Raw genomic sequence first — 16315 nt, 5'->3', positions numbered from 1 at the left:
CCTCAGACGATGCCCGTCAGATAGAAGGTCGTGATGACGACGAACACCGCCAGGGTCTTGATCACCGTGATGGCGAAGATGTCCTTGTAAGCCACCTTGTGCGTGAGGCCGGTCACCGCCAGCAGCGTGATGACCGCGCCGTTGTGCGGCAGCGTGTCCATGCCGCCACTCGCCATCGCGGCCACGCGATGCAGCACTTCGAGCGGAATCCCGGCGGCGTGAGCGTTGCTGATGAAGGTCTCCGCCATGGCCGCCAGCGCGATGCTCATGCCGCCGGAAGCCGAACCCGTGATGCCGGCCAGCGATGTTACCGTGATCGCTTCATTGACGAGCGGATTGGGAACGGAGCCGAGCGCCCTGGCGACGACCAGGAAACCGGTGAGTGCCGCGATGATCGCGCCGAAGCCATACTCGGAAGCCGTGTTCATCGCCGCCAGCAGCGAGCCTGCGATGGCCGACTTCGATCCGTCCGCAAATCGCGGCACGACGGTCTTCCAGGCGAAGGCCATGACCGTGAGGATGCCCACCAGCAGCGCCCCCTCCACCGCCCAAATTGCAGCAACCTTGGACACCTCCTGCACCACGGGCGCTGCCTTGCCGATCACGGCCGGCACGAAGGAATGCGAGCTGCCGTAAAACTCGGGAATCGCGAGGGTGAAGAGCTTGTTCATGACGCCCACCATCACCAGCGGCAGGATCGCGATCGCCGGGTGCGCCAGCTTCTCGTGATCGAAGGGCTCCGGCTCATTCACGAGGTTGGTGCCATACCCCTCGTTACTGGCCAGCGCCTTGCGACGCTGCCATTCCAGGTAGGCGAGGCCGGTCGCCAAGATGAACACCGCACCGGTCACCCCCAGCCAGGGCGCGGCCCAGGTGTCGGTCTTGAAGAAGGTGGTCGGAATGATGTTCTGGATCTGCGGCGTGCCGGGCAAGGAATCCATCGTGAAGGTGAATGCGCCCAAGGCAATCGTGCCCGGAATCAGGCGCTTCGGGATCCCGCTCTGACGGAACATCTCGGCGGCGAAGGGATAGACGGCGAACACGACAACGAACAGCGACACGCCGCCGTAGGTCAGGATCGCGCAGACCAGCACGATGGACAGCATCGCCCGCTCCGCACCGACCATCCGGATCACCGAGCTGACGATGGCTTTCGAGAAGCCGGACAGCTCGATCACCTTGCCGAATACCGCCCCGAGCAGGAAGACCGGAAAGTAGAGCTTCACGAAGCCCACCATCTTGTCCATGAAGAGGCCCGTGAACATCGGCGGAACCAGTGCGGGATCGGTGAGCAGCACGGCGCCGAGGGCGGCTACCGGTGCGAAGAGGATGACGCTATAGCCGCGGTACGCGACGAACATCAGGAAGCACAGAGCTCCCAGGACGATGAGGAAGTCCATGAATTTGTCTCCTTTATGGGTGGTGCAGCGGGAGACACATCGCAGGGAGCGTGCCAGTGATATCAAATCACTGAATAATAGGAAAAAACCGCCTTATGACTCATTGTCATCGCCGATTGGGTGTCCGCCAGGGCAGACAGGGTGTCCGCCAGGGCAGACAGGGCGTCTGCCCTGGCAGACACCCCGGGCGCGCAAAAAGGGATCGAGCTGGCGAGTTCAGCCGATCGGCTGCGTATCGAGGCCGAGCGCCGCGATCTTCTCGTAGAGCGCCGCGCGCGAGATGCCGAGCGTCTTCGCAGCCTGAGCCTTGTTCCCGCCGTGACTGCGCAAGGCCGTGTGGATGGCGTGCCGCTCGGCCTCGGCGACCGCTTCGGAGAGGCTGACGGTGGCCGGCCCGGGGCCGCTCGCCGGATGGGCGGCCTTGCGCGGGGCGGGCATCACCCTTTCCAGATCCGCTACGTCCAGAACTTCGCTGTCGGTCATGAGCACCGCCCGCTCCAGCACGTTCGCGAGTTCCCGCACATTGCCGGGCCAGTCGTGCCGTTCCAGACGCTCGATCGCGGCCGGCGTGATGCCGACCACCGGAAGCCCCTGGTGCCGGCAGGTTGCATCCAGCAGATGCTCGGCCAGGATCCGCAGATCCTCCAGGCGCTCCCGCAACGGCGGCGGCACCAGCGTGATGACATTGAGCCGATAGTACAGGTCGGCGCGAAAGGCGCCCTCCGCCACCATGCGCTCCAGGTCGCGACTGGTCGCGGCAATGACCCGCACATCCACCTGGATGAGCTGGTTCGAGCCCACCGGCTCCACCTCGTGCTCCTGCAAGATCCGCAGCAGCTTCGCCTGAAGCGCGAGCGACATGTCGCCGACCTCGTCGAGGAAGAGCGTTCCCCCATCGGCCAGTTTGAACTTGCCGTCGCGCCCTCGGCGATCTGCGCCGGTGTACGCCCCGGGCGCGACGCCGAAGAACTCCGCCTCCAGCAAGGTCTCCGGTACGGCAGCGATATTCACGGCAATGAAGGGACCGTGGGCGCGCGGACTGGCGGAATGGATCGCGTGAGCGAGCAACTCCTTGCCGGTTCCGGTCTCTCCCAGGATCAGCACCGGCGCCAGCGCGCGAGAAGCACGCCGTGCCGCCTGCTTCACGGCCTGGCACCGCTCGCCGATTCCGACGAAACTCGAGAACGTGTACTTCGTCCTCCGCGCTTCCGCCAGCCTGCGCTGGGCCTGGGCCAGATCCTCCCGCAGCCGCTGGTAGCGCGACACGACCGGCGCCAGATGGCGCGGGTCGTCGTAGAGGATGAAGCCGACCGCCCCGATCACCTTGCCCCGGTCGTCGCGCAGCGGCAGGCGTGTGACCACGAAGGCCTCTTTGCCGAAATCCATGATGTCCAGCATGATCGGCCGCCCGGTTTCCACGACCTGCCGCATCTGGCTATTGGGGATCACCTCCTCGACCGGCCGCCCGATCACGCCGGCCGGATCGTCGATCCCGAGGTGGGCCGGATAGCGGTCGTTCATCCACACGACGCGCGCCTGCGCATCGACAACGACGACCCCCTCGCACAAATCGGCGAAGTGCGCGAGCAATGAGCGTGTCGCCAGTTCGCGCAGCTGCACGCTGTCTGCCGGCACATCGTCGCCATCCCGGCGCCGGCTCTCGATCCGCTGGACCATCCGTGTCCCCACCCGATTCTGATTATTTTTTTATCTTAGCTCCTCACGGACGGCCTTGAGTGCAGGATCTCTCTGCCTCCATGCCAACTAACGCGCGCGGCCCATCGCCGTGCCGACCGCAAACTTCACCAATCCGCTGGCCCGATTCTGGAAGGTGTCGCCGAGTGCTCCGAAACTGCGGGCGAAGAGCGCAGTCCAGAATCCCGCGAGCCTGCGCTCGACCAGCACGTGGATCGCATAGGCGACCACGAACACCGCCGCGAGGATCAGCGAATAGACCATCGCGCGATTGTCATCATTGGCGAACCGGGACAAGAGCATGTAGCCGAAGTGCGCGTGGATGAGGTAGATCGGATAGGTCAGCCCACCTGCGAGCTTCGAGCCGGGCAGTTTGAGTTTCAGCCCGGCTCCGGAGCTCAGGAAAACAAAGAACAGGAACTGGCAGACGACGATTGCGCCGATCACGATCGCCGAGAATTCCACGCCCTTGTTGATCGTCAGGCCCGCCGCCTTGCCGGCCGAAAAGGAGACGCACAGCGCCAGGCTGACGATCAGCGCGGCAAGCGACGCCCTGCTCTTCTCTTCCATCCGCAACGCGAATAGCGCGCCCGCCGCGAAATAGCAGTAGTACGCCGACGCATAGGGGAGCTTGTCGATGCCGATGAGCCGCATCACGAGGATGTAGAACGGCCACAGGAGCAACAAGCGGTTCAGCTTCGACTGCAAGCCGGCCGCAAGCACGAGGAAGACGGCGAAATAGAAGCTCCATTCGTACTGCAGTGTCCAGTAGACGCCATCGACGAAGGGCTGGCCGAGGGGCTTCGGCACCATCGTCAGATTGACCAGCACCTCAGGGAGCGTGACCGACATCTTGTCGCCGCCCCAGAACAACGCGAAAAAGACCGTGAAAGGCACCGCGACCCAGAAGGCGGGAAACAAGCGCACTGCTCGTGAAGTCAGGAACTCGCCGGCCGTCTTGTCCCTTGCGGAATAGAAGATGACAAAGCCGCTGATCATGAAGAAGAACTCGACACCCAGAAAGCCATATTTGGCGAAGGCGACGAGTTCCGGAACATGGCTGATCGATGTGACCTTGCCGTTGCTGATTCCGTTGAAGAAATAGTGGTAGGCGACGACGGCCAGTCCTGCACCGAAACGTGCGTAATCAAGCAGTTCGAGTCTCTTCATGGGCGCGTCCGGTTGCACGGGCGCTGCTGACCTCCAGGCCTTGCGGCACGCCCTGACAGGCCTAGAACCTTAGCAGAAGAGAGCAGTCACCTCGCCCCACCGGCCGTTTCAAGGTTTATCGACCGCGGCAGCCGCGGCCAAGGGAGAAGAACCTGCAGCCATGCGGGATCGCGGGACGGCGCAGCATCGGACTTCGCGGCGCCCCGCAAATATTTCTTTCTGTCGGAAAGGAATTGCGACAGGTCCGCAAACGAAAGAAAGGTCAATTCTTCACGGGCCGGCGCCGGATTACCGCGCGATTGCTTCGGGAAGCAGACGTTCGAACTCCTTCTTGACCACCGCATAGCATTCACAGGATTGAGCTTCCAACCTCCCTCGATCGAGCACGGTAATGTGGCCACGCCTGTACTCGATCAAGCCCGCCTTCTGCAGCTTTCCGGCAGCCTCCGTGACCCCTTCGCGGCGCACCCCGAGCATGTTGGCAATCAGTTCCTGAGTCAGGATCAATTCGTTCGCCGGCACGCGATCGAGGCTCAGCAGCAACCAGCGGCAGAGCTGCTGCTCCAGTGAGTGATGGCGGTTGCACGCTGCGGTCTGCGCCATCTGGGTCAGCAGTGCCTGGGTGTAGCGCAGCAACAGATGATGCAATGCTCCGGAACGGCGCCCCCCGACACGATCGAATTCTGCCTTCAGCACTTGCGCCTTCAGCCGGTAGGCATGGCCCGCGCTTCGCACGATGGCCCGGCTGGGTGTCGTTTCGCCGCCCATGAATAGCGAGACACCAACGATGCCCTCGTTTCCGACCACGGCGATCTCGGCGGACGCGCCGTCCTCCATCACATACAGCAGGGACACGATCACGTCGATCGGGAAATAGACGTGACGCATCCGGATCCCCGACTCGTGAATCACATGTCCGAGCGGCAGATCGACCAGTTCCAGGAGCGGAAGCAGACGCTGGAATTCGTCCGCCGGCAGGACTGCGAGAAGGTGGTTCTGGCGCGGGTCATGAAAGGCAGTCACAAGCGACCTCGCATAATCGATTGACCATTCAAAGTATAGGTCTTCCGTTCGCAATACGTGGGACAGCGCACAGACGCGGCAAAGGCTTCCGGCGCAGATTCTGTCGGCCAACGACAGGTGGAGAGCACCGGCATGAAACCCCATCGGGGTCATGGAACGGCATCGCCCCCAGTGGCCACGGGCGCGACGAACCGGGATCGCGCGTCGCGTCACTGCCAAGGCGGCGAAAGATGAGTCACACCGCAGTTTGTCGGCGCAATAACTTGAGATCATTGAATGGAGGGCATGATGAAAAAGCACCGGAAATACATTCTGGCAGTCCCCCTCTTTGCCGCCATGGTACTGGCAGGACACAAGCTCGCAATCTCCGACGACGCGCTGCCGTCCGGCAAGAAACTCGACCAACAGATCGACCGACAAGTCCAGGAAACCTTGGCGGAAGGACGGGCGACCTTCCGTTTCGATACTTTCGGCGATGAGGCCTTCTGGGGCGATACGCTGAAGCTGCATGATGCGATCAAGGGCGCTTCGCTCGGTGGCGTCGGCCCCGGGGTGAGTCCGAAGACTGCCCTCGCCGTGGGGCTGAAGGTCGATGTGGACGCTCTGCCGGCCCCACTCGTATCCGACTTGAAGCACGGGCTGGTCAATCTGGATGACCCGGCGGTCACCGTCGAGTTGCTGCGCCTGAATGCGGTCATCGGCGTGACGGGGTTCTTCGACGCAGGGCGCAACCTCAAGTCCATTGGCATTCAATGCGCGCTGTGTCATACGGCGGTGGATAACTCGCTCGCTCCGGGGATCGGCCGTCGGCTCGACGGCTGGGCGAACCGCGACCTCAATGTCGGCGCGATCGTCAATCTGGCGCCGGACCTGAGTGCCGTGGCCGCACTGCTCGAGGTCGACGAGGCAACCGTGCGCCAGGTCGTCACTTCTTGGGGGCCAGGAAAGTTCGACGCCGAGCTGTTCCTCGACGGCAAGGCCTTCCGCCCCGACGGCAAGACGGCCGCGACCCTGATTCCGCCCGCGTTCGGGCTGGCTGGCGTCAATCTCCATACCTGGACCGGCTGGGGCTCGGTGACACATTGGAATGCCTTTGTCGCCAATCTCGAGATGCACGGCAAGGGAACGTTTTTCGATCCGCGCTTGAACGACCCGGTGCAGTTTCCCGTTGCCGCCCGCGCCGGCTTCGGCAACGTGCGCAGCACCCCCGACCTGATCAGCGCCAAACTGCCGGCGCTGCACTTCTATCAGCTGGCCCTCCCCGCGCCGACCGCACTGGCAGGCAGCTTCGATGCCGCAGCTGCGGCGCGCGGCAAACAAGTCTTCGGGACAAAAGCAGGTTGTGCGACCTGCCATGTTCCGCCGACGTTTACCGAGCCGGGCTGGAACATGCACACCGCCGAGGAAATCGGCGTTGACGATTTCCAGGCGAACCGGGCGCCGGACCGCCGCTACCGCACCTCGCCGCTGAAGGGACTGTGGACGCACACCAAGGGCGGTTTCTATCACGACGGGCGCTTCGCGACACTGAACGACGTCGTGAACCATTATGACGTGCAGTTCGGGTTGGGGCTGTCCGGACAGGAGAAGAGCGACTTGGTGGAGTACTTGAAGTCGATTTAATCTTTGCGGCGACGAATGACCGACGCAAGGGCCAGGAACTGCTAATCGTCTTTTCGGCTTCGCTGGCGCCTTGCGGTCCGCCGCGCATAGTGACTCATCAACGGGGTCACGGATATCCCGTGGAGCACGATGGAGACGGCCACCACGGTGAGCGTGAGGGCGATGATTTCCTCCGCCGCGGGGCGCGGCAAGCCATGGTTGATCGCATACATCAGGTAGTAGATCGAGCCGACACCGCGAATGCCGAACCAGGAAATCAGGATGTGCTGATCGCGCGACACCGGCGCGCCGAGCAATCCAAGCCATACGGACACGGGGCGCACGACCAGGAATACGAGCGGGACAAACCAGCCGGCGCTGGCGGGGAGGTAGGTGTACGAAAGCATCGCGCCGACCACCAGAACGACCGCCACCTCCGCAATCCGCTCCAGCTGTTCGTTGAAGCCCTGCATCGCCTGCGTCATGTAGGCACCGGCATAATCCGTATGGGTCGCGAGCGCCTCCTCTGTCTGTTTGCGCTGAAGACCCGTCTCCAGCGGGGCTGCGTCCGCGATTCGTTCTGGCCGTTTATTCACTCGCTGCAGAGCGAGGCCCGCGGCAAAAACGGCCAGGAAGCCGGACGCGTAGCTGAGCACGGCAAGGCCGTAGGCCAGTGAGATGAGTCCCAGCGTGAGGAATTCGTCGAATCCGACCGACTCCTTGTGGTGACTGCGCAGATAGACCACCAATCGCCCGATCAGGGCGCCCGAGGCGCTACCGATCAGCAGCCCCCCGGCTATTGCCCACAGCACGTCGATCGCAAGCCAGCGCCAGCCGGCGGTGCCCAGGTCGTAAAGACCAAGCAGGCCCAGCCCCAGCATCACGAACGGAAAGGCGGCGCCGTCATTCAAGCCCCCCTCCCCCGAAAGGCTGAAGCGCAAGCGGTCGCGGTCGCCTGCCTCGACCACCTGGACATCGGACGCCAGAACCGGGTCAGTGGGCGCAAGGATCGCTCCGAGCAGGACTGCGGCGCCCGGCGAAAGGCCGAGACCCAGCACCCCGATCGCGGCGATCAACGCCACCGTGATCGTCATCGACACGGTCGCGAGACGCGCCGTCACACGCCAGCCCTTGTCCGACAAGGGGAGACCGAGCTTCAGACCGACGGCGAACAGCGAGATGAGCACCGCCAGTTCCGTCGCCCTTTCCAGGACCATCGAGTAGATCAGCGGATCGGGCGACAAGAGGGCCCAACCGGCGGGGCCGAGCCCGAAACCGGCGAGCAGATAAAGCATGGCGGTGCTCAGAGGGAGCCGCTGCAGCGACGTGCCCGACAGGGCCATCGTAATCAGCAGCACGCCGATGATGAGCGCCCAGATTGCAAAGGACATGGAAGAGAGACACGCAAATTTGCCGGACGACCGCGTACGCCGGCTCGCGTAACGCACGTCGTTCGGCAATGGAAAAGTATCGTCGTGGCCGCAATGCCAATCGACGCCCCGTTCGGTGTATGAGCGCCGCCGTACAAAAGAAATCCCGGCGAAGGAGTATCGGGATGAGGACCGGCCACGCGACAGGGCGAGGCCCGGCAAGCGAGGTGACATGCTCGCCTGCCACGGCCGGACGGTGAATCAGTTGCGTCTTTCTTCGTCCTGTTTCTGCTCTTCACTGCCCTTGTTCTTGTTCCGGGGTTTGCCCGGGCCCGGTGTCGGCTCCTGATCACGCGGCTCGGCGGCCGGCGGGGGCGGCGGCGCGCGTCTTGGGCCGGTAGCCGGACGTGGCTCGCCTTCCCTCGCGGCGGGGGTGGAGTCGGGTTTCGCCTGCGGCGCCGGTTGCCGTGTGGGCGGCGGTGCGACGGCTCTTTCGCGCTCGCGCTGCCCCGCGTTTCCGCGCGGCTCAGACCTGTCGCGCGGCTCACGAGGCTGGACTGCAGGTGCCTCTGGCATTGCTTCCGGCGGGGCTGCCTCGGGCGGGGGCATGCCTCGCGCGGGCGCCGGGAGCGGCGTCAACGGTTGTTCGCGCTGTTGCCTCTCTCGACGCTGCTCTCGCTCATCACGCTGTTCGGACTTTCCGCGCGGTTCGGATGGTTGTGCTGCCGGTGTCGCGGGTGTCGCGGGTGTCGCGGGTGTCGCGGGTGTCGCGGGTGTCGCCGGAACCGCAGGGATCGCTCGCGGCGCGACAGGTTCGCGCTCGGTGGGGCGTTGCCGTGATGGGGGCGGCGGCGCCGCGATTTGTCCGCGCTGTTCATCGCTGCCACGCTGCTCCGATCTGCCGCGGCGCTCCGGCGCTGGCTCGGCGGGGACTGCCGGGATCGCCGGGGACGGCGCGGCCTGAGGCTGCGGCGTTGCAGGCTGCCCGCGCTGCTCTCCCCGCCCGGGCTGCTGTTCGGACTTTCCGCGTGCATCGCCCGCCTTGGCGCCGAATGCGGCCGGCGGCGGAGGCACGGTCGGTGGCGCTTCCTGCTTCTGCGCGACCACCTTGACGGCGGGCGCCGGCACGGAGGCGGCGGGTTTCAGTTCCTTGCGCGCGGCCTCTTCGAGCGGTTTTCCCGGTGTCGCGGCCAGTTGCTGCTGTTGCGCCGCGAAGCCGGCGTGTGCTGGGGGAGGTGCGCTGCGAGCCACGACGGGCCGCTCGAGTACACGCTGCGGCGGCTTGCCACCCTGGGCAGCGGCGCCACGCACGCTCTTCTCCGTCGGAGCCACGGACGCCACCGGGGCTACCGGCGCGCTGACGATCGATTCCCGCGAAACCCGCAGCGCCTCCTTGGACACCGGCTGCGACTGCACGAACGCGCTCGTCGGCACCGCGACGACGGCTCCTTGGACCTGGCGGTTGGCATACACGACGTTGGTCACGTTCGTATTGTTGTAGTAGTTGTTGATGACCGTGGTGTTAACGACGGTGTTGCTGCGGTTGATGTTCTCGAAATAACCGCGGCTGACCTGATACGCCGGTCGATAGACCTCGCGCGGCGCCAGCGGGAACCACGCGACCGCGCCGACATTGCCGCTCGAGATCGCGAGCTGAAAGTTGGCGCCGCCCACGAACACCACCAGCGCCGGCGCGTAGTAGGCGCGGGTGCGCACGGGTCCGGGCACCCACCCCCACGTTCCACCGAAGTTCGCCCAGCGGCCGTAATGGGACACCGCAAAACCCCAGGGCGCGTCATCCACCCACGTCCATCCCCACGGGTCGATCCATGCCCAATGTCCGTCGCGATATGGCGCCCAGCCGGCGGCTACGCTGCTGGGGTACCAGACGTTGCCGTAGGTCGCGTCGACGCGCCAGCTGCCATGCTCGTCAAGATCCTGATATCCGACCACGTCTTCCGAGACATAGCGGGCGGAGCGGGACTCGTCATAGCTGCGGTCGCGACGGCTCGACCAGCGATCGAAATCATCAGGGCGCGGCGTGTCGACATACTCATACTCGCGCAAGCCGGTTCCCATGAAGCGATATGCCTGCCGCGAATCGATGACATACGCCGCGTCTTCGCCGTACACCTCGCCCTGCCCCTGGCGCACGATGATCGTCGTCGCGTTCCCGTCGGGATCCACTTCGATTCGGTATGCGCCGGGTTGCCGCAGCGTGAAGGCGAGGTTCGGCGTGTCGACCTCGAACACCTGGTCCGACGCGAGTCGACGCACGCGCACGTTCAAGGTGCCCTGCGTCAGTTGCAACTGGGCGATGCGGTCGTCGAGATTCAGAACCGATACGCTGGTACCGGCGCTCATGCGAACCATGGCTCCGCCGGTCTGGAGTTCGGCGCGCGCGCCATCATCCACCCAGAGCCGGTCGCCGGTGGTCAGCGGCCGGTTCAGTGCGGCCTGCACCCAGTCGCCATCACCGGCGGGCGAGAAGCTCACCGCACCGCTGATGTAGCCGAGCCGCGCGACGCGCGACGGCGGGTCTGCGCCCGCCCAGCCGCTGAAGGCGAGAATCGCGATCCCGACCAGGAACGCGAAGATCCGGAGACGGAGAGATTGCGTTTTCATGACGACTCCTTACGCGTAGGTGCGCTGTCCGGGCTGACAGGACCGCTCGACGTCATCGCTGATGATCTGTCGGGGCGATGTCGAAACATACAAAGTCCCGCCCCGGTCGTCTGTTCGGTAGCGCACCCAGTGTGCCAAGACTCCCAGGAATTCGTCCGCACCACGGCATCAGCACCGACGCTGCACTCGATTGCTAGCTATGTGCGACAGCAGACAGACCGGGACGCGTCGTCTGCATAACCTGGGGTCATCGGAGCCAGCAGCATGCAATGTCTGCACCGCGGCAATGCGCAATGGCTATTAGCAGCGCGATCCTGGCAATGAGAAGTGTGTGCAAGGCCTCATACGCCAATGCATCGCTCAAGAGGTCACCACATCAAGGAACGAAAATGAACAAACTCAGCATGAACGCGATCGCGCTTGCCCTCGGCCTGGCCTTCAGCGCCGGTTCTATGGCCGAAGGGATTTCAAAGGCCGACTACCAGGCCGGCAAGGACAAGATCGCGGCCGAATACAAGTCCGACAAGACTGGCTGCAAATCGCTATCCGGCAACAAGAAGGATATCTGCGTGAAAGAGGCGAAGGCCGCTGAGACCACCGCCAAAGCCGACGCCAAGGCACAGATGAAGACCTCGGATGCGAACGCCGCGGCCGCCAAGACGACGTCGGAAGCAAACGCCACGGCCGATGAGAAATCCACCGAGGCGCGCAGCAAGGCGAGCGTGATCGCTGCCGATGCGCGGAAGGACGCCACCGCTGACAAGCGTGACGCCGAATACAAGGTGGCGAAGGAAAAGTGCGATGCGTTCGCGGGCGGAGCCAAGGATGAGTGTCTGGCGAAAGCGAAGACGCAGTATGGCAAGTAACAGGATTTGAAAAGAGGTAATCCCATGAAAACAATGCAGAGATTCACTCTCGGCGCAGTTACCGTAACAATGCTGCTGGCCTTGGGCGGGTGTGCCGGCATGTCGGCGCAGGACAAGAACACCGCGATCGGCGCCGGCGTCGGCGCCATCGGTGGTTCGGTTCTGACGGGCGGCAGCGCGGTCGGAACGGTCGGCGGTGCAGCTGTCGGTGGCGTCATCGGCCACGAAATCAAGAGGTGATGATCAACGCGCGGTGCGTCGGCCCAACCTGGGCCGGGCACTGCGATTGCTTTTACGTCAAGCCGAGGAGGAACAACTCATGAAACTCGCAAAACCCGTCAGCGCAGCCTTGATCGTGAGTGCGCTGCTTGCAGCGTTAGCAGGCTGTCAGAAGCAGGAAGGCCCGATGGAAAAAGCCGGCAAGGAAGTCGACAAGGCGTCGGAGAAAGTCGGGGAGAAGGTCGAGAAAGCCGGCGAAAGCATCCAGGACGCGGCAAAAGGGGACAAGAAGTAGCCGCTACAGGGTGTTGTCTCGGCACGTCCCATGTACGAATCGCGCAAACACCCCCCGCTGCCCCGGATTCATTTTCTCCGGCGCCTCGCGCTCCATGCCGCAGCCTCGATGGGACTGGTGCTCGGTTCCATTGTGATCGGCATGGTCGGATACGGCTATTTCGAAGGCTTGGCGTGGCGCGATGCGTTCCTGAACAGCGCCATGCTGCTCGGCGGCATGGGGCCGGTGGATGCGCCGAAAACGGACGGCGGGAAGATCTTTGCCGGGTTGTATGCCTTATACGCGGGCCTGGTCTTCATCGTCGCCACCGGCCTCTTGTTCGTACCCATACTGCACCGCCTGTTGCACAAGTTCCACTGGGACGAAAGCCAATAGCCGCCGTCATGTAGCAGGAGCCCCGTGATGAAGATCCGCATAGGCTACGAACTGATTTACGACTGCCCGCAGCCCACTCCGATGATCCTGACCCTGAGCGTGCATTACTCGCGCATGTCGGACATCATCATCCCCGACTACCTGATCGCCGATCCGCCCGTGCCGCTCACCGCCTATCGCGACAGCTTCGGCAACTGGTGCTCGCGTATCGTCGCGCCCAAGGGCCTGCTCCGGCTGTCCACCGACGCGCTCGTCAGGGATACCGGGCAGCCGGATGCAGTCGTGCCGCAGGCGCGGCAGACGCCGGTGGAAGAACTGCCCGACGAGACCCTGTTGTTCCTGCTCGGGAGCCGGTATTGCGAGACCGATCGGCTGTCCGATATCGCCTGGCAGCTATTCCACACGGGACCGACCGGATGGGGGCGCGTCCAGGCGATCTGCGATTACGTCCATCGGCATGTGACATTCGGCTATGAGCACGCCCGATGCACGAAGACGGCGTGGGACGTGTATCAGGAGCGAACCGGTGTATGCCGCGACTTCGCGCACCTGGCCATCACCTTCTGCCGCTGCATGAACATCCCGGCGCGTTACTGCACCGGCTACCTCGGCGACATCGGCATACCACCGCCCTATGGCCCCATGGATTTCGCCGGCTGGTTCGAGGCCTATCTCGACGGCCACTGGTACACCTTCGATGCGCGCAACAATATTCCGCGCATCGGGCGAGTGCTGATCGCCCGCGGTCGCGACGCCGCCGACGTCGCCATCACCCACACCTTCGGCCCGAATACGCTGAAGAGTTTCAAGGTTCGGACCGACGAGGTGAGCGAGGGGTGATTGCGCTGCAACGCGTTCCGCCGAATCCTTCGGATGTCACTGGATGCCTCGTGACGGGGAGTCGTAGCGGCGCAGCGTCCGCGAAAACTCTCGCAGCGCGTCAATGCCGCTTTGCTCGGCGCGTCGGCACCAGTCTTCCAACTGTCTGACCAACTGGTCCTTCGACGCGGCCGACCGGCTCCATACGTCTACGAGGTCGTGCCGCATCGAATCGATGGTGCTCAACAGTGTGCTCGATTGCAGAGCCTGTTCGAGGACTACGCGTTCCTTTTCCGGCAAGGCCTGTGCATCCCGTTGCAGCCAGTGCTTGACCGCATCCAACGCGATGGCGTCCTGCCAGCCCGGAATCGCTTTCGCCCGCAGGCTGCGGATTTCCTCCACCGCGGTTCGCCGCAGCGTTCTGGCAAACTTCGCCAGCACGTCGTAGCGGTGAGTGATGACAGCCTGCAGGGTGCCCGCGTCGCAGATCGTCTTCGATCTGCTGTAGCGGATCCTGGGTGCCACCTTGCTCACCTTCGCCAGACGGAGCGCCTCGAGCGTGCGGATGTACATCCAGCCAATGTCGAACTCCCACCAGCGGCTCGAAAACCTGGCGGAATTGGAGTAAGCATGGTGGTTGTTATGCAGTTCCTCACCCCCGATCAGCAAGCCCCATGGAATGATATTGCGGGAGGCGTCACGAGGCGCGTAATTGCGGTAGCCCCAGAAGTGGCCGGCACCGTTGATCACACCCGCGGCGAAGATCGGGATCCACAGCATTTGCACCGCCCACATCGTGAGGCCGATCGGACCGAACAGAACGAGATCGATGACCAGCATGATGCCAATGCCAAGCGCACTATGCCGTGCATACAGTTTGCGCTCGATCCAATCGTCTGGAGTGCCGTGGCCGTATCGCGCGAGAGTCGCGGCGTTCCGGCTTTCCAGCCGATACAGCTCGGCGCCCTCAAGCAGGACTTTCCGGATGCCATGAACCTGCGGACTGTGCGGATCTTCCGCGGTCTCGGTGGCAGCGTGGTGCTTGCGGTGAATGGCTACCCACTCGCTGGTCACCATCCCGGTGGTTAGCCACAGCCAGAAGCGGAAAAAGTGGGCGACGGCAGGATGCAAGGCCAGCGCGCGGTGCGCCTGGTGCCGGTGGAGAAAGATCGTTACCGAAGCGATGGTGACATGGGTCAGGCCCAGCGTGACCAGGACATAAGCCCACCATGGCAGATCGAGGAGACCAAGTTGCATTACGTATTCCTTTAGCGGGACTATCCGGCGATGAGTTTACCTGCGGGACCGCTGCCGTCTGTACGCCAACACACATTGAGGGCAGGTTATGGGACATCAGCGTCGGTGTGCCAGCGTACCGACCTGATGCAATCAATGCGCCTAGCCTTGCTCTTGCGTATGCCGGTTGTCGGCAGGCGCTTCACTGAAAGGACACGCGCCATGACCAACTACAAATACATCGTTCCGCCAGCCGCGCTGGTCAGGACCACTGCGGTTGCTTCCGTGTTCGCGACATTCATGGCCAGCCGCCTTCGCCACACGCGTCAAAGCCGGGAGAAGGCGGCCCTGGCCGGTTGGGAGGACGAAGGGGGCAGTGTGGCGGCACCCGATAGCCCTACGCGATTGCCATGACGCCTGCGCCGCTAGTACTCAAGCGCGCCGATGCGAGGCAGAATTAGCTGCAACCGTCGAACAGCGCGGACTTTCGCAAGGAGCAGGCGTGGACGACTATCGCAAGGCCTTCGTCATCGTCGTGGCCGCCCTGTTCGCCCTCGCCCTCTACTGGATGCTGGCGCCGTTCTGGAGCGCCCTGGCGTGGGGGATCTGCCTGGCCTTCCTGCTGGCGCCGGTGCATCGCCGGCTGACGCGCAAGTTGAAAGGACGCCCTGGGCTGTCGGCGGGAATCATCACCCTATTCGTTCCCGTCATTCTCGCCGGCCCACTGGTGAGCCTTGGCGTGGCATTCGCGAATCAGGTCACGGATCTGATCAACCGTTTTCAACAAGAGGAACTGCGCTTCGATGCCCGCTTGCTCGGCCAATTGGAGCAGTACCCTTACATCGGGAGTATTGTCGAATGGCTGCGTCAGAACCTCACCGCCACCACGGAGCAGCTTCAACGATGGTTGACCAGCGGGACGAAGATGCTGGTGGAGTCGCTGGCGGCCACGGGCGGCAATATTGTCCTTAGCGCCCTGGGTACGGTCGTCCACTTTTTCATCATGTTGTTCTTGCTCTTCTTCCTGCTGCGCGACGGCCCCAAGCTACTTGACCGCGTCGTGCGCCTGGTCCCCATGGAAGTGCAGCGGCGGAAACTCTTGCTCCGTTTGATCGGCGACACGACACGCGCGGTCGTCTACGGCACGGGGCTGACCGCCCTTGCCCAAGGTGCGCTGGTGGGTATCGGCTTTGCGATCGCCGGCCTGCCGTCGGCTGTCGTATTCGGCGTGCTGGCTGCGGTGCTGGCATTGCTGCCAATAGGCGGCGCCGCGCTCGTCTGGGTGCCTGGGGTCCTCACCCTGGCCATCAATTCGGAATGGGGCTGGGCGGTCTTCATGTTGATCTGGGGCGTGGGCGTGTCGGTCTCGGACAACGTCCTGCGGCCATTGTTGATTTCGACCCAGGCGCCGGTGTCGATGCTTGCAGTCTTCATCGGCGTCATCGGCGGGATATCGGCCTTCGGCGCCATCGGACTCATTATCGGGCCGGTGCTGCTCACCGTCCTTGTCACCCTGCTCCGTTTCCTTGCCGATACCTTGTCGGGCCAACAGTGACCGACCGGCGCGGAAAAGAAAAAGCCCCGACTCGCGGGGCTTCTCGTTACTTACGATTTGCCTGA

At 63.7% G+C, this 16315-nt stretch carries 15 protein-coding genes; 8 read left to right on the top strand and 7 right to left on the bottom strand.

All coding sequences use genetic code 11. The features are described from left to right. Nucleotides 1-2: 2 nt before the first annotated feature. The 4 genes from AZKH_RS09940 to AZKH_RS09925 form a co-directional block, all read right to left on the bottom strand. Nucleotides 3-1400, bottom strand: a complete 1398-nt coding sequence (locus tag AZKH_RS09940) for a GntP family permease (RefSeq protein ID WP_015435637.1) — start codon at nt 1398-1400, stop codon at nt 3-5. Nucleotides 1401-1616: 216 nt separating this feature from the next. Continuing rightward, nucleotides 1617-3077 carry a sigma-54-dependent Fis family transcriptional regulator gene (locus AZKH_RS09935; RefSeq protein ID WP_041656055.1) on the bottom strand — a complete coding sequence of 487 codons (1461 nt, stop codon included), beginning with the start codon at nt 3075-3077 and terminating at the stop codon, nt 1617-1619. 87 nt (nt 3078-3164) lie between these two features. After that, a complete protein-coding gene (locus tag AZKH_RS09930) occupies nt 3165-4265 on the bottom strand; it encodes an acyltransferase (protein WP_156822084.1) in 1101 nt (366 codons plus the stop codon). A 288-nt stretch (nt 4266-4553) separates the two neighbouring features. Beyond that, nucleotides 4554-5441, bottom strand: a complete 888-nt coding sequence (locus AZKH_RS09925) for a Crp/Fnr family transcriptional regulator (RefSeq protein WP_231874504.1) — start codon at nt 5439-5441, stop codon at nt 4554-4556. A gap of 132 nt (nt 5442-5573) precedes the next feature. On the opposite strand from AZKH_RS09925, the gene AZKH_RS09920 reads away from it, so the two are divergent. Further along, on the top strand, nt 5574-6911 hold the full coding sequence (locus AZKH_RS09920) for a hypothetical protein (RefSeq protein WP_156822083.1): 1338 nt from the start codon (nt 5574-5576) through the stop codon (nt 6909-6911). A 41-nt stretch (nt 6912-6952) separates the two neighbouring features. Here AZKH_RS09920 and AZKH_RS09915 read toward each other — a convergent pair whose 3' ends face one another. Together AZKH_RS09915 and AZKH_RS09910 are read right to left on the bottom strand one after the other, a co-directional pair. Beyond that, a complete protein-coding gene (locus tag AZKH_RS09915; protein ID WP_015435632.1) occupies nt 6953-8281 on the bottom strand; it encodes a sodium:proton antiporter in 1329 nt (442 codons plus the stop codon). A 240-nt stretch (nt 8282-8521) separates the two neighbouring features. Continuing rightward, complete coding sequence (locus AZKH_RS09910; RefSeq protein WP_015435630.1) at nt 8522-10885, bottom strand: DUF6600 domain-containing protein; 2364 nt, start codon at nt 10883-10885, stop codon at nt 8522-8524. 404 nt (nt 10886-11289) lie between these two features. On the opposite strand from AZKH_RS09910, the gene AZKH_RS09905 reads away from it, so the two are divergent. From AZKH_RS09905 to AZKH_RS09885, 5 genes are all read left to right on the top strand, one after another. Then, nucleotides 11290-11751 (top strand): hypothetical protein, encoded by a 462-nt coding sequence (locus tag AZKH_RS09905; protein ID WP_231874503.1) that lies wholly within the window; start codon nt 11290-11292, stop codon nt 11749-11751. Nucleotides 11752-11784: 33 nt separating this feature from the next. Next, nucleotides 11785-11991 carry a glycine zipper 2TM domain-containing protein gene (locus AZKH_RS09900; protein WP_369795107.1) on the top strand — a complete coding sequence of 69 codons (207 nt, stop codon included), beginning with the start codon at nt 11785-11787 and terminating at the stop codon, nt 11989-11991. Between the two features lie 79 nt (nt 11992-12070). Then, the gene (locus AZKH_RS09895; protein WP_041656053.1) at nt 12071-12265 is read left to right on the top strand and encodes a hypothetical protein; all 195 of its coding nucleotides are present in this window, start codon (nt 12071-12073) and stop codon (nt 12263-12265) included. A gap of 30 nt (nt 12266-12295) precedes the next feature. Continuing rightward, nucleotides 12296-12640 carry a hypothetical protein gene (locus AZKH_RS09890; protein ID WP_015435627.1) on the top strand — a complete coding sequence of 115 codons (345 nt, stop codon included), beginning with the start codon at nt 12296-12298 and terminating at the stop codon, nt 12638-12640. A gap of 27 nt (nt 12641-12667) precedes the next feature. Then, nucleotides 12668-13480 (top strand): transglutaminase family protein, encoded by an 813-nt coding sequence (locus tag AZKH_RS09885; RefSeq protein ID WP_015435626.1) that lies wholly within the window; start codon nt 12668-12670, stop codon nt 13478-13480. Nucleotides 13481-13516: 36 nt separating this feature from the next. Here the strand turns inward: AZKH_RS09885 and AZKH_RS09880 are convergent, their stop codons facing one another. Next, nucleotides 13517-14716, bottom strand: a complete 1200-nt coding sequence (locus AZKH_RS09880) for a fatty acid desaturase (RefSeq protein ID WP_015435625.1) — start codon at nt 14714-14716, stop codon at nt 13517-13519. 201 nt (nt 14717-14917) lie between these two features. Between AZKH_RS09880 and AZKH_RS09875 the strand changes: the two genes are divergently transcribed. Next, on the top strand, nt 14918-15109 hold the full coding sequence (locus AZKH_RS09875) for a hypothetical protein (RefSeq protein WP_156822082.1): 192 nt from the start codon (nt 14918-14920) through the stop codon (nt 15107-15109). Nucleotides 15110-15197: 88 nt separating this feature from the next. Next, entirely contained in the window at nt 15198-16250 is a 1053-nt protein-coding gene (locus AZKH_RS09870; protein WP_015435624.1) for an AI-2E family transporter, read from the top strand. Nucleotides 16251-16315 lie beyond the last annotated feature (65 nt).

It is taken from the genome of Azoarcus sp. KH32C, from assembly GCF_000349945.1.
Taxonomy (GTDB): Bacteria; Pseudomonadota; Gammaproteobacteria; order Burkholderiales; family Rhodocyclaceae; genus Aromatoleum.
Note: the sequence above shows the minus strand (reverse complement) of the source record. Positions and strands in the feature narration are given on the sequence as shown.